Here is a 12816-nt window from a genome sequence, read left to right as displayed (position 1 = left end):
GGACCCCACCGACAACGCCGCCCCCTCCGGCTGGACGGCGGCCGCCGGCGCCCTGCTCGGCTACGCGGCCCACACGGGTTCCGAGGCCCACCGCACCGCCGCCGAGCGGGCGTTGGGCGTGGTCCGGGCGCTCGGCCCGCGCGTCCCCCGTTTCATCGGCTGGGGGCTGGCCGTCGCCGAGGCCGTCCTCGACGGGCCGCGCGAGGTCGCCGTCGCGGTGCCGTCCCTCGACGACACGGCGGCAAGGGCCTTGCACCGTACGGCACTTCTGGGCACCGCCCCCGGCGCGGTCGTCGCCTGGGGCACCCCGGAGAGCGACGAGTTCCCCCTGCTCGCCGGCCGGCCCCTCGTCCAGGGCGAGCCGACCGCCTACGTCTGCCGCGACTTCACCTGCGACGCCCCGACCACCGACCCGGACCGCCTGCGCACCGCGCTGAACACCACACTGAGCGGCTGACACGGGAGCCGTACGTCACCTCCGGTCGGCGTACCCGGCCAGGGCGCGCTCCACGATCGCCTCCAGCCGGTCGTGGTGGGCGCCCTTCCAGTAGGCGCGGCCGCAGTCGCGGCAGCGGGCGAAGACGTCGTAGGTACGGTGCGTGCCGTGCTCCAGCTGGTCGGCCACCTCCTCCTTCGTGGCGTCCTGGAGCAGGCCGTTGCAGGCGGTGCAGCGGGTCCAGGGGGCGAGGCCGGGGCGGAAGCGGTCGAGGACGTCGTGGAGCTGGTCGTCGGGGCGGGTGCTGTAGACGAAGGCGCCCGCCCACAGTTCGCGGCGGCGCAGCAGGCCCCGGTCGCGGCTGAGCATGACGCGTTTCTCGGCGGCCGAGCGGGCGGCGAGGGCCGGGTCGCCGATGTCGGTCGACTCGTAGGCGGCGTCCACGCCCAGCAGGCGCAGACGGCGGGCGAGGGTGCCCAGGTGCACGTCGAGGAGGAAGCGCAGGGGGGCGCCGGGGACCTGCTGGGGGCGTGCCACGGTACGCACCTGCACCGTCTCGTCCGCCCGCGGGACGTGCGACACCGGCACCTCGCTGCCGTCCACCACCAGCGCGCCCACCTCGGTGAGCGGCACGCCCAGGGACTCCACGACGTGACCGAGCGTCGAGACGCCGTCGGTGACGACCGGGGTGGCGCCGCGACGCCGGGCGTGGGGGACGAACAGGCGCAGGCCGGGGGCGAACTCGACGTGGATCTCGGGACCGTTCACCCGGCCAGGATGGCATGGCCGGGGGGCCGGGACCTCAGGATTTTCCGCAGGGCCTGGCTGGGCCTGGCAGGGCTTGTCAGGCCTGTCAGGGCTTTTCGGCGGGCAGCCCGTGTTCCAGGACGTCCATGGCGCGGTCCATGAGGTCGCTCAGCTCGCCCTCGCACCCGTTCTCGGCCCAGTACAGGGAGACCTCCATCAGGCCGCCCATGAGGGACATGGCGAAGACCCGCACCTCCAGGCTGTCCCGGTCCAGTCCGGTGCGGTCCGCGACGGCCTGGCGAATGAGCAGGCCGGCGGCCGACATGCTCTCCACCATCCGGGCGCGGACCGCGGGCACCTCGACGCCCAGCCGGGCGCGCAGCCGGGACACCTCGGGTTCCTCGCTCGCGCCCAGCGCCAGGGCCTTGTGCATCACATGCCGGAGGGAGTCCGTCCACGGCTCGTCCGCGGGCCGGGCCCGCAGCTCCTCCAGCAGGATCTCGTCGTACTCGTCCGTGAGGACGATGTCCTCCTTGGTGGGGAAGTAGCGGAAGACGGTCGACGGCGACACCTCGGCGCGGTCGGCGATCTGCTCGATCGTCGTGGCGTCGTACCCCTGCTCCTCGACCAGCGCGTACGTCGCCGAGCGGATCGCCTGCCGGGTCTTGAGCTTCTTGCGTTCCCGGAGTCCCATCGGGGGACGTTCGGCGGGGGTGGAGCGTGCGGCCGTCATGGTGGTCATTGTCCGCCATCCGCCACGGCGTCGGCCATGACCAGGGCGTACGCCCCGGTCGCGCGGCCACCGGACGCGCGGAGCCCGTCCTCTCGCTAAGCGTGCTGGTACGCCACCAGCGAGATCCCCACGTAGTGGACCACGAACGCGGCCAGCGTGAAGGAGTGGAAGACCTCGTGGAAGCCGAACCAGCGCGGGGAGGGGTTCGGCCGCTTGATGCCGTAGACGACGCCGCCCGCGCTGTAGAGGAGGCCGCCGACGACCACCAGGACCAGGACCGCGATGCCGCCGGTGCGCAGGAAGTCGGGCAGGAAGAAGACGGCCGCCCAGCCCATCGCGATGTAGCAGGGGGTGTAGAGCCAGCGCGGGGCGCCCACCCAGAAGACGCGGAAGGCGATGCCGGCGACGGCCGCGGCCCATATGCCCCACAGCAGCCACTGACCCTTGGCGCCGGGCAGGAGCAGCAGGGCCAGCGGGGTGTACGTACCCGCGATGATCAGGAAGATGTTCGCGTGGTCGAGCCTGCGCAGGACGCCGCCCAGGCGCGGCCCCCAGTTGCCCCGGTGGTACAGCGCGCTGACGCCGAAGAGCAGGCAGGCGGTGAGGGCGTAGACCCCGCAGGCGATCCGCCCGCGGGTGGAGCTGGCCAGGGCGGTGAGGAGCAGGCCGGCGACCAGCACGGCCGGGAACATGCCGAGGTGCAGCCAGCCGCGCAGCTTCGGCTTGACCGGGTGCGGCAGGGAGAGCGCGGCCGGACCGCGGCCGGCGACCGGCGTGTCCAGGGGCGTGTCGGGGGCGGACGCAGTCATGCGCGCATCGTACCTACGGCACGGTAAGTCGGCTGTCAGTGTCGGACAGTGACCGCGAAGAGCGCGTCGAACGCAAAAAGTCCTTCAGCCGAACCCAAGGCGGACGCAAAGAATCGCGGAAACCGTGGGATTCATCACGCTGCTCACTTGTGCGGCCCCCTGGACATATGGGCACTCTCGTCGGATGATCAAATGAGTGCGGTCGGCACCGGATGAGCGGCTACGAAGCATCCGGGTCGCAGCCCCCACGGGGCGACAAGTCAGAAAACCCTCTTTTAGGAGCGATCGTGGCGCGCGACATCGCGGCTCCCCCCGTCATCCCCACCCACCACAAGGAACTGATCTCGTGGGTCAACGAGATCGCCGAACTGACGCAGCCGGACAGCGTGGTCTGGTGTGACGGATCCGAGGCCGAGTACGAGCGACTGTGCGAGGAGCTCGTCCAGAAGGGCACCTTCAGGAAACTCGACCCGATCAAGCGCCCCAACTCCTACTACGCGGCCTCGGACCCGTCGGACGTGGCCCGCGTCGAGGACCGGACGTTCATCTGCTCCGAGAAGGAGGAGGACGCCGGCCCGACGAACCACTGGAAGGCGCCCGCCGAGATGCGGGAGATCTTCCAGGGCGAGGACGGGGACGGTGGCATCTTCCGCGGCTCGATGAAGGGGCGGACGATGTACGTCGTCCCGTTCTGCATGGGCCCGCTCGGCTCCCCGCTGTCCGCGATCGGCGTCGAGATCACCGACTCCGCCTACGTCGCGGTGTCCATGCGCACCATGACCCGCATGGGGCAGCCGGTGCTGGACGAGCTCGGTGACAGCGGCTTCTTCGTCAAGGCCGTGCACACCCTCGGCGCCCCGCTGGAGCCGGGCCAGGAGGACGTCCCCTGGCCGTGCAACTCCACCAAGTACATCTCGCACTTCCCCGAGTCCCGCGAGATCTGGTCCTACGGCTCCGGCTACGGCGGCAACGCGCTGCTCGGCAAGAAGTGCTACGCCCTGCGCATCGCCTCCGTCATGGCCCGCGACGAGGGCTGGCTGGCCGAGCACATGCTGATCCTCAAGCTCACGCCCCCGCAGGGCGAGGCCAAGTACGTCGCCGCCGCCTTCCCGAGTGCCTGCGGCAAGACCAACCTGGCCATGCTGGAGCCGACGATCTCCGGCTGGACGGTGGAGACCATCGGCGACGACATCGCGTGGATGCGGTTCGGCGAGGACGGCCGGCTGTACGCGATCAACCCCGAGGCCGGCTTCTTCGGCGTCGCTCCCGGCACGGGTGAGCACACCAACGCCAACGCGATGAAGACGCTGTGGGGCAACTCGGTCTTCACCAACGTCGCGCTCACCGACGACGGCGACGTGTGGTGGGAGGGCATGACGGAGGAGACCCCGGCCCACCTGACCGACTGGAAGGGCAACTCCTGGACGCCGGAGTCGCAGACCCCGGCCGCGCACCCCAACGCCCGCTTCACCACCCCCGCCTCGCAGTGCCCGATCATCGCGCCGGAGTGGGAGGACCCCAAGGGCGTGCCGATCTCGGCGATCCTGTTCGGTGGCCGTCGGGCGAGTGCGGTGCCGCTGGTGACGGAGTCCTTCGACTGGAACCACGGCGTGTTCCTCGGCGCCAACGTCGCCTCCGAGAAGACCGCCGCCGCCGAGGGCAAGGTCGGCGAGCTGCGCCGCGACCCGTTCGCCATGCTGCCGTTCTGCGGCTACAACATGGGCGACTACATGGCCCACTGGATCGAGGTCGCCAAGGACAAGGACCAGTCCAAGCTGCCGAGGATCTACTACGTCAACTGGTTCCGCAAGAACGACGAGGGCAAGTTCGTCTGGCCCGGCTTCGGCGAGAACAGCCGCGTGCTGAAGTGGATCGTGGAGCGCCTGAACGGCAGGGCCGAGGGCGTCGAGACCCCCATCGGCATCCTGCCGACCAAGGACTCCCTGGACACGAACGGCCTGGAGCTGCCCGACGCCGACCTGGAGTTCCTGCTCACGGTCGACAAGGACGTGTGGCGCGAGGAGGCCGCCCTGGTCCCCGAGCACCTGAACACCTTCGGCGACCACACGCCCAAGGAGCTGTGGGACCAGTACCGCGCGCTCGTCGAGCGCCTGGGCTGACAAGGGCCTGCCCCACTTCCGCCCGATCTCCGCGGCCGACCGACCGACTTGCCCTGACCTGCGACGTCGCCCGGCCGGCCGCGGCGTCCACCCGAGAGGCCGGGCGCGCACAACGGCGTGCGCGCCCGGCCTCTCCGGCGTGTCGCCGCCGTTTCTTCCGGGTACTCGGGAGGCGTTCAGGTGGAGGAGGGATGAGGCATGGCTGGAGACGAGGACTTCTACACCCGGGACCGTCCGGAGATCCCCGACCTGGCCGAGGACCGCCCGCGTGGCGGCGGCCCCGAGGAGCCGGGCGGCCGCGGCAACTGGCCGGTGTGGTTCGTCGTGCTGCTGATTCTCGCGCTGTTCGTGGTCCTGACGGTCATCTTCGGCTGACGCCCGGCCCGCCGGGGCCTTCGGGGACAGCGCCCGTTCCGGCAGCAACGTGTCGATCCAGCGGCCGTGCTGGTACCCGACCGTGGTCGGTCGCCCCACGTCGGCGAAGCCGAACCGCCGGTGCGGCGCGGCCGTCGCCGCCTCGCCGCCGCAGTCGGCGATCACGCGCCGGATCCCGGCGCGGGCGCGGGCGTCGACGAGTTCCCGCAGCAGCGCACCGCCGAGCCCGCGCCCGACGGCGTCCGGCGCGAGGGAGACGCTGTCCTCCACGGTGCAACCGGTACGCGGGCTTCGGTCGCCACGGCCCGGCGTACGCGAACCCCACGCCCGTCTCCTCCGCGTCCTCCGCGACGAGGAACGGCAGCCCCCGCCCCGTGAGGTCGTCGAACTTCAGCTCCCACTCCGCCATCGAGCGCGGCGTCTCGTCGAACGTGGCGGCACTGTGCAGGACGTAGTGCCGGTGGATGCCGGCGACGGCGGCGAGATCCGCCCGAACGGCGTCCCGGACGACAGCGGCGGAAGCAGTCACGCTTCTCTTTCTTTCCGCTCCGTCGCCGGACAACCCGTCCCCCCTGCCACGACCCACCCGCTCAGGCCGAACACAGTGGTATGGCGCCCGGTCCGCGTGTCGCTGCGGGTGCACGCGGACCGGGGCCGGTCGAGGAGCCCTCCCTGGGGGCTAGCCGGCGTGGCTCAGGTTCTTCCGCGCGGTCCGGGCGGCCGCCGCGTGGGCCTCCATGCGTTCGGCCGCCAGGATCGCCGCCGTCGTGTCCGCGCGGGAGGCGGCGACGACGAGGGCGCGGCCGGCGAGGGCGTGGGCGCGGTCGTGCAGGGCGGAGCACTCGCTGCCGGCGGCCATCGGCGCCGAGGCGCGGACCGGGGCGTGACAGGCCCGCAGCCGGGCCACCTGCTCGGCGAGCCGTTCGGCCGCCGTGTCCAGGTCGGCGGACGGGGCCAGGCCGCGCAGTTCGTCCGTGACGGCGAGCAGCGCCGCGAGATGGCCGGCGAGCTGGATGTCCAGCTCCTCCTCGCGGGAACGGTGCGGGAAGTCGGAGGAGGTGCTGGAGGACCCGGTGCGTATCGGTTCGTACATGGGACGGCCTCCTGTGCTCTGACAGAAGGCATCCTACCTTAGAACTCGTCTAAAGTTGAGTCGGTTCGCGGAACCGGTCCGTACGCGCACCGAGGGTGAGCGTCAGGCCTGGCTGTAGCCCTCCAGGAAGTTCCCGATCCGCCCCACGGCGTCGCGCAGATCGCCGACGGTGGGCAGCGTGACGACCCGGAAGTGGTCCGGCTCGGGCCAGTTGAAGCCGGTGCCCTGGACGACCATGATCTTCTCGCGGCGCAGCAGGTCGAGCACCATCCGCCGGTCGTCCTTGATCTTGAAGACCGCGGGGTCCAGGCGCGGGAAGAGGTACAGCGCCCCCTTGGGCCGTACGCACGTCACGCCCGGGATCTGCGTGAGCATCTCGTAGGCGACGTCCATCTGCTCCTTCAGCCGCCCGCCCGGCAGCACCAGGTCGCCGATGGACTGCCGCCCGCTGAGCGCGGCGACCACGCCGTGCTGACCGGGCATGTTCGCGCACAGGCGCATGTTCGCCAGGACCGTCAGGCCCTCGATGTAGGAGTCGGCGTGCGCGCGCGGGCCGGAGATCGACAGCCAGCCGACCCGGTAGCCGGCCACCCGGTACGCCTTGGACATGCCGTTGAAGGTGAGGGTCAGCAGGTCGGGGGCGACCTTCGCGGTCGGCGTGTGGGTGGCGCCGTCGTAGAGGATCTTGTCGTAGATCTCGTCGGAGCAGACCAGCAGGTTGTGCCGGCGGGCGATGTCGGTCAGCCCCTTGAGCACGGCCCGGTCGTACACCGCGCCGGTGGGGTTGTTGGGGTTGATGATGACGATCGCCTTGGTGCGGTCGGTGACCTTGCGCTCCACGTCGGCGAGGTCGGGCATCCAGTCGGACTGCTCGTCGCAGTGGTAGTGGACGGCCGTGCCCCCGGCCAGGGAGACGGCGGCGGTCCACAGCGGGTAGTCCGGCGCCGGTACGAGGACCTCGTCGCCGTCGTCCAGCAGGCCCTGCATGGCCATCACGATCAGCTCGGAGACGCCGTTGCCGATGAAGACGTGCTCGACGTCCGTCTCGATGCCGAGGGTCTGGTTGTGCATGACGACCGCGCGCCGCGCGGCCAGCAGGCCCTTGGCGTCGCCGTAGCCGTGGGCCGTGGAGACGTTGCGGAGGATGTCCTCCAGGATCTCCGGCGGGCATTCGAAGCCGAACGCGGCCGGGTTGCCCGTGTTCAGCTTGAGGATGCGGTGACCGGCGGCCTCGAGCCGCATCGCCTCCTCGAGCACCGGGCCCCGGATCTCGTAACAGACGTTGGCGAGCTTGGTCGACTGGATCACCTGCATGCCAAGGAGCTTACGGCCGGGTAACGCCCCGTGGCGCGTGTTATCCGCCACGTGAGACATCCGCGTGTCGGCGCGCGCCGCCGATACGAGGGCAGGGAAAGCCCTACGGCTCGGCGCCGCACCCTTGTTCACCCACCCCTCCGTGCTCACAATGCACATGACAAACAAGCGGGCGGCCGGAAGAGCTCCGGTCGCCCCCGTCGTAAGAGGGGACCCCCACATGAGAAAGCCTCTCGTCGCCGCGCTGTTCGCCCTGGCGATCGCCGGGGCCGGTGCGGCACCCGCGGTCGCCGCGCCCGCGCACGAAGCCGGCGGCACGGCCTCCGCGCAGAAGGCCGCGAGCGCCGCCCCCGCCCTCGCGGCCGTCGACTTCGCCGGCACCGTGGAGCTGAGCAACTGCTCCGGCTCCGTCGTCCGCCTCCCCGGCTCCGTGGACAGCGACCCGGCGCTCGTGCTCTCCAACGGCCACTGCCTGGAGACCGGCTTCCCGGCGCCCGGCCAGGTCATCGTCAACAAGGCCTCCAGCCGCACCTTCGGCCTGCTCAACTCGGCCGGCACCCGTGTCGCGACGCTCCAGGCGAACAAGGTCGTCTACTCGACCATGACCGACACGGACGTCACGCTCTACCAGCTCACCCGCACCTACGCACAGATCAAGAGCTCCTACGGCATCAACGCGCTGACCCTGAACAACACCCGTCCGGCCGCCGGCACCTCCATCAAGGTGGTCTCCGGCTACTGGAAGCGGATCTACAGCTGCAACGTCGACGGGTTCGTCTACCGCCTGAAGGAGGGCAACTGGACCTGGAAGGACTCCCTCCGCTACACCTCCGCCTGTGACACGATCGGCGGTACCTCGGGCTCGCCCGTCATCGACACCGCCACCGGCAGGGTCGTCGCCGTCAACAACACCGGCAACGAGGACGGCGCCCGCTGCACCGTGAACAACCCCTGCGAGGTCGACGCGAGCGGCAACGTCACCGTCCGCAAGGGCATCAACTACGCCCAGCAGACCTACCAGATCCCCGCCTGCTTCGCCGCCGGCAACCAGCTGGACCTGAACAGGAGCGGCTGCACCCTGCCCAAGCCGTAGTCACGGACGCCATGGCGCGGCGGGCGGTCGCACCGGAGTCCGGCGGACCGCCCGCCCCGCCAGTACGTCCGTGCGCCGCCCGTCCTCGACCACGAACCGGCCGTCGATCAGGACGTACGGAATCCCCGCCGGCAGCGCGCGCGGCCGCTCGAAGGTCGCGCCCGGCGCGACGGTGGCCGGGTCGAACAGCACCAGGTCGGCCCGGTACCGCTCGCGGACCACGCCCCGGTCCGTCAGCCGCAGCCGGGCCGCCGGCCGCCCGGTCAGATGGGCGACGCACTCCTCCAGCGACAGCACGCCCAACTCCCGCACGTACCGGCCGAGATACCGCGGAAACGTGCCGTACGCCCGCGGGTGCGGCTTGGTGCCCTGCAGGATGCCGTCGGAGCCGCCGGTGTGGACGCGGTGGCGCATGATCGCCCGCACGTTCTCCTCGTGGCCGACGTGCTGCAGGACCGTCGTGCCGAGCCGGTCCTCGACCAGCAGCCGGCGGGCCGTGGCCCAGGGCTCCTCGCCGCGCCGGGCCGCCGACTGGCGCACCGTACGGCCGACGTACCCGGCCAGTGCGGGATCGGTGACGCCGGAGACCTCGATCGTGTCCCACTCCACCGGCACGCCGTGGCAGCCGTCGGAGCCGGTCACCTCCAGGCCGTGGCGGATGCGTGCGGCGGCGGTCTCGTCGGTGAGCCGTCCGAGGACCGCTTCGGGCCCGCCCTCGCTCGCCCAGCTCGGCAGCAGCGCGGCCAGGGTGGTGCAGCCGGGAGTGTAGGGGTAGGTGTCGAGGGTGATGTCGGCGCCGGTGGCGAGCGCGTCGTCCAGCAGCGCCAGCAGCTCGGGCGCGCGGCCCTTGTTGGGGCCGAAGTTCAAGGTGGCGTGCGCCAGGTGCAGCGGACAGCCCGCCTCGCGCGCGAGGGCCACCGTCTCCTCGTACGCCCGGAGCGCACCGGCCCCGTAACTGCGGTGGTGCGGGCAGTAGTAGCCGCCGTACTCCGCCACCACCCGGCACAGCTCGGTCAGTTCGGCGTCCCCCGCGTACATCCCGGGCGCGTAGGTGAGCCCCGACGACATGCCGACGGCGCCCTGCTCCATGCCCTCGGCGACCACCTGCCGCATCCGGTCCAGCTCCCCGGGCGTGGCCCGGCGGTCCTCCCAGCCCACGACGAGCGCGCGGACCGTGCCCTGCGGGATCAGGTACGCGGCGTTCACCGCGATGCCCCCGCCGCCGAAGCCGCGGTCCAGCCGGTCCAGGTACTCGCCCACCGAGCGCCAGTCGAAGTCGATGTCGTCGCCGTGGCCGTTCCAGCCGGTGATCGCCCGGCGGACCTCTTCCAGCGTGCGGTCGTCGACCGGCGCGTACGACAGCCCGTCCTGCCCGATGACCTCGAGCGTGACGCCCTGCGCCGCCTTCGCGCTGTGGTCGGGGTCGCGCAGCAGGGCCAGGTCGCTGTGGGCGTGCATGTCGATGAAGCCGGGGGCCAGGACCAGGCCCTCCGCGTCCAGCTCCCGCCTCGCCCGCGGGCGCTGGCAGCCCGCCGCCGCGGCCTCCTTGACGATCGAGACGATCCTGCCGTCCTTGACCGCGACATCGGCGCGGTAGGAGGGAGCGCCGGTGCCGTCGACGACGTCCGCGTCCCGGATGGCGAGGTCGGCGTAGTCGGCGAGTTCGACGGGGTCCATGGGGCGTCGTCTCCTGTCCCGGGAGTCCCGGAAGCGGGCTTTCGGAAACTTCTGCTTTCCGGAAACCTCTGCTTTCCGGAACCGCTGAAACTTCTAGAAGAACGTACGGATGTAGTCGACGACCGTGCCGTCCGCCTCCGCCACCGGGATCAGCGGCCACTTGTCGAAGGACGTGCACGGGTGGGACAGCCCCAGGCCGATCCAGTCGCCGACCTCCACGTCCGCCCCGGGCCCGGTGCTCAGCCAGGCGTGCTGGTCGGACAGGCGGGTGACCTCGATGCCCGTCGCCGGACGCTCGACGCCGTCCCGGCGCACCACCTGGGCGAAGGGCAGGTGGAGGTCGTACGCCGCGTCCCGCTTGCCCGCGTTGACGAAGGCCTGGTCGGGGGAGGGGCGGGAGACGACCTGCGCCCACAGGCGGAAGGCGGGCTCCAGGGCACCCTCCGCCGGGACGCGGTTGAACGGGGTGAGCTCGCGGTAGTGGCCGTCGTCGTGCGAGACGTACGCCCCCGAGCGCAGCAACTTCAGGACGGGGAGGGAGAGTCCGGGGATCTCCGCGAACACGTCGGCCACCACGTCGAACCAGGCGCTGCCGCCCGCGCTCACCACGATCTCATCAGCCCGGGCGAACCGCCCCGCCTTGTCGAGGCCGGCGGCGAGCGCGACGAGCCGGCGCAGCCACGCGCGCACCCGCTCCGCATCGGCCCGCGGGACCTCGCCCTCGTATCCGGCGACCCCGACGAGCCGCAGCGTGTCCGTGGCCGCCACCGCGTCGGCGACCGCCGCGCACTCGGCCTCCGTGCGCACGCCGGTCCGCGCGCCCTGTCCGGCGCCCAGCTCGACGACCACGTCCACCGGGCGCCCTCCGGCTCCCCTCAGGGCCGCGTCCATCAGCTCCACCCCGCGCACGGAGTCGACGTAGCAGACGAAGCGGAAGGCCGGGTCGGCGTCCAGCTCGGCGGCGAGTCGGCGCAGGGCGGCCGGGTCCACCAGCTCGTTGGCCAGGAAGATCCGCCGGATGCCGAACGCCCGTGCCACCCACACCTGGTGCGGCACCGCGAGCGTGATGCCCCACGCGCCGTGCTCGATCTGCCGCTGGAAGAGCCGGGGCGCCATGGAGGTCTTGCCGTGCGGGGCGAAGGCGAGGCCGTGGCGGGCCGCGTACGTCTCCATCAGCCGCAGGTTGTGCTCCAGCCGCTCGGCGGAGAGGGCGAGCACGGGGGTGGCGAAGCCGTCGGTGAACAGGTTGCGGCGCTGGGCGGCCAGCTCGCCCACGGTCAGGCCGTCCGCGTCCGGCGGGAGGCCCTTGAAGCGGTGGTCGACGCGTTCCTCGGCCAGACGGGCCAGCGCCTCGGTGCTCATGGAACCTCCCTGATCAGGTGTGTTGCGTTGACTGCAACGCTCATTGCACATGCGGCTCACCGCTGTCTAACATCCCGGCCAGGCGAGGTCAACGAAGAACCCCGCGACCCGGACGCCCCAGGAGCTACGAGCATCGTGACCGCAGGCGGACCCCGCAACGGCACCGACGTGGTGGACGTCGTGGCGCTCGGCGAGTCCATGGTCACGTTCCTGCCCTCCCGACCGGGCCGCCTCGCCGACGTGCCGTCCTTCGAGCGGGGCATCGGCGGCGCCGAGTCCAACGTCGCCTGCACGCTGGCCGCCGCCGGGCACTCGGCGCGCTGGGTGAGCCGGGTCGGCACGGACGGCTTCGGCGACCACCTGGTGGAGGCGATCGGGGCGTACGGCGTCGACGTGGCCTCCGTGCGGCGCGACCCCGACCGCCCGACCGGCGTCTACTTCCGCACGGCCGGCGACCGGGCCGGCGACGCGCACGAGGTGGCGTACTACCGCGCCGGCTCGGCGGCCTCGGCGATGGCCGCCGGCAACGTCGACAAGGTCGCGCTGCGCTCCGGACGCGTCCTGCACCTGACCGGCATCACGGCCGCCCTCTCACCGACGTGCCTGGACCTCCTGCGGCACCTCCTCGCGCCCCGCCCCGGCCGCCCGCTGGTCTCCTTCGACGTCAACCACAGGCCCGGGCTGTGGCGTGAGGAGGGCGGTGCCCGCGTGCTGCTGGAGCTGGCGCGGGACGCCGATCTCGTCTTCGTCGGCGGGGACGAGGCCGAGCAGACGTGGGGCGTCCGGGGAGGTCCCGAGGCCATCAGGGACGTACTGCCCGAGCCGGCCGTCCTGGTCGTCAAGCAGGGCGCCGGCGGGGCCGCCGCCTTCCACCCGGACGGCGTGACCTCCGTGCCGTCCCTCCAGGTCGCCGTCGTGGCGACCGTCGGCGCCGGCGACGCCTTCGCCGCCGGGTTCCTCTCCGCCACCCTGCGTGGACTGCCCGTCCGCGACCGCCTCCGCCACGGCCACCTCATGGCCGCCGCCGCCCTCACCGTCCCCGGCGACCTCGCCGGCC

General features: G+C 72.1%; 11 protein-coding genes and 1 pseudogene. 5 read left to right on the top strand and 7 right to left on the bottom strand.

The annotated features are described in order from the left end of the window. Window positions 1-457 (top strand): annotated as a pseudogene (locus C1I97_RS18310) (hypothetical protein); the annotation flags it as partial. 15 nt (window positions 458-472) lie between these two features. Here the strand turns inward: C1I97_RS18310 and C1I97_RS18305 are convergent. The 3 genes from C1I97_RS18305 to trhA form a co-directional block, all read right to left on the bottom strand. Continuing rightward, window positions 473-1204 (bottom strand): Mut7-C RNAse domain-containing protein, encoded by a 732-nt coding sequence (locus tag C1I97_RS18305; protein ID WP_111004288.1) that lies wholly within the window; start codon window positions 1202-1204, stop codon window positions 473-475. 85 nt (window positions 1205-1289) lie between these two features. Continuing rightward, the gene (locus C1I97_RS18300; RefSeq protein WP_441349124.1) at window positions 1290-1916 is read right to left on the bottom strand and encodes a TetR/AcrR family transcriptional regulator; all 627 of its coding nucleotides are present in this window, start codon (window positions 1914-1916) and stop codon (window positions 1290-1292) included. Between the two features lie 95 nt (window positions 1917-2011). Continuing rightward, window positions 2012-2725 (bottom strand): PAQR family membrane homeostasis protein TrhA, encoded by a 714-nt coding sequence (gene trhA, locus C1I97_RS18295; RefSeq protein WP_111004286.1) that lies wholly within the window; start codon window positions 2723-2725, stop codon window positions 2012-2014. Window positions 2726-3012: 287 nt separating this feature from the next. Between trhA and C1I97_RS18290 the strand changes: the two genes are divergently transcribed. Beyond that, a complete protein-coding gene (locus C1I97_RS18290) occupies window positions 3013-4845 on the top strand; it encodes a phosphoenolpyruvate carboxykinase (GTP) (RefSeq protein ID WP_111004285.1) in 1833 nt (610 codons plus the stop codon). Between the two features lie 198 nt (window positions 4846-5043). Continuing rightward, the gene (locus C1I97_RS39965) at window positions 5044-5220 is read left to right on the top strand and encodes a hypothetical protein (RefSeq protein WP_181446782.1); all 177 of its coding nucleotides are present in this window, start codon (window positions 5044-5046) and stop codon (window positions 5218-5220) included. A gap of 679 nt (window positions 5221-5899) precedes the next feature. Here the strand turns inward: C1I97_RS39965 and C1I97_RS18280 are convergent. Next, window positions 5900-6313: an SCO4983 family protein gene (locus C1I97_RS18280; protein ID WP_111004284.1), complete on the bottom strand. Its 414-nt coding sequence runs from the start codon at window positions 6311-6313 to the stop codon at window positions 5900-5902. Between the two features lie 102 nt (window positions 6314-6415). After that, a complete protein-coding gene (locus tag C1I97_RS18275; RefSeq protein WP_111004283.1) occupies window positions 6416-7627 on the bottom strand; it encodes a pyridoxal phosphate-dependent aminotransferase in 1212 nt (403 codons plus the stop codon). Window positions 7628-7847: 220 nt separating this feature from the next. Here C1I97_RS18275 and C1I97_RS18270 point away from each other — a divergent pair, with 220 nt between their 5' ends. Next, complete coding sequence (locus C1I97_RS18270; RefSeq protein ID WP_111004282.1) at window positions 7848-8720, top strand: trypsin-like serine peptidase; 873 nt, start codon at window positions 7848-7850, stop codon at window positions 8718-8720. Here C1I97_RS18270 and C1I97_RS18265 read toward each other — a convergent pair whose 3' ends face one another. Together C1I97_RS18265 and C1I97_RS18260 are read right to left on the bottom strand one after the other, a co-directional pair. Further along, window positions 8721-10397 (bottom strand): N-acyl-D-amino-acid deacylase family protein, encoded by a 1677-nt coding sequence (locus C1I97_RS18265; RefSeq protein ID WP_111004281.1) that lies wholly within the window; start codon window positions 10395-10397, stop codon window positions 8721-8723. 93 nt (window positions 10398-10490) lie between these two features. Beyond that, window positions 10491-11759, bottom strand: a complete 1269-nt coding sequence (locus C1I97_RS18260; protein ID WP_111004280.1) for an amino acid deaminase — start codon at window positions 11757-11759, stop codon at window positions 10491-10493. A gap of 135 nt (window positions 11760-11894) precedes the next feature. Between C1I97_RS18260 and C1I97_RS18255 the strand changes: the two genes are divergently transcribed. Then, a partial coding sequence (locus tag C1I97_RS18255) for a sugar kinase (RefSeq protein WP_111004279.1) occupies window positions 11895-12816 on the top strand: 922 nt, incomplete at its 3' end.

Origin of the sequence: Streptomyces sp. NTH33 (genome assembly GCF_003236365.1) — a bacterium.
Classification (GTDB): Bacteria; Actinomycetota; Actinomycetes; order Streptomycetales; family Streptomycetaceae; genus Streptomyces.
Note: the sequence above shows the minus strand (reverse complement) of the source record. Positions and strands in the feature narration are given on the sequence as shown.

Coding starts and splice junctions, on each gene's coding strand:
- C1I97_RS18300 (WP_441349124.1), bottom strand. CDS start 1,916: ATGACGGCCGCACGCTCCACCCCCGCCGAACGTCCCCCGATGGGACTC.
- trhA (WP_111004286.1), bottom strand. CDS start 2,725: ATGACTGCGTCCGCCCCCGACACGCCCCTGGACACGCCGGTCGCCGGC.
- C1I97_RS39965 (WP_181446782.1), top strand. CDS start 5,044: ATGGCTGGAGACGAGGACTTCTACACCCGGGACCGTCCGGAGATCCCC.
- C1I97_RS18280 (WP_111004284.1), bottom strand. CDS start 6,313: ATGTACGAACCGATACGCACCGGGTCCTCCAGCACCTCCTCCGACTTC.
- C1I97_RS18275 (WP_111004283.1), bottom strand. CDS start 7,627: ATGCAGGTGATCCAGTCGACCAAGCTCGCCAACGTCTGTTACGAGATC.
- C1I97_RS18270 (WP_111004282.1), top strand. CDS start 7,848: ATGAGAAAGCCTCTCGTCGCCGCGCTGTTCGCCCTGGCGATCGCCGGG.
- C1I97_RS18265 (WP_111004281.1), bottom strand. CDS start 10,397: ATGGACCCCGTCGAACTCGCCGACTACGCCGACCTCGCCATCCGGGAC.
- C1I97_RS18260 (WP_111004280.1), bottom strand. CDS start 11,759: ATGAGCACCGAGGCGCTGGCCCGTCTGGCCGAGGAACGCGTCGACCAC.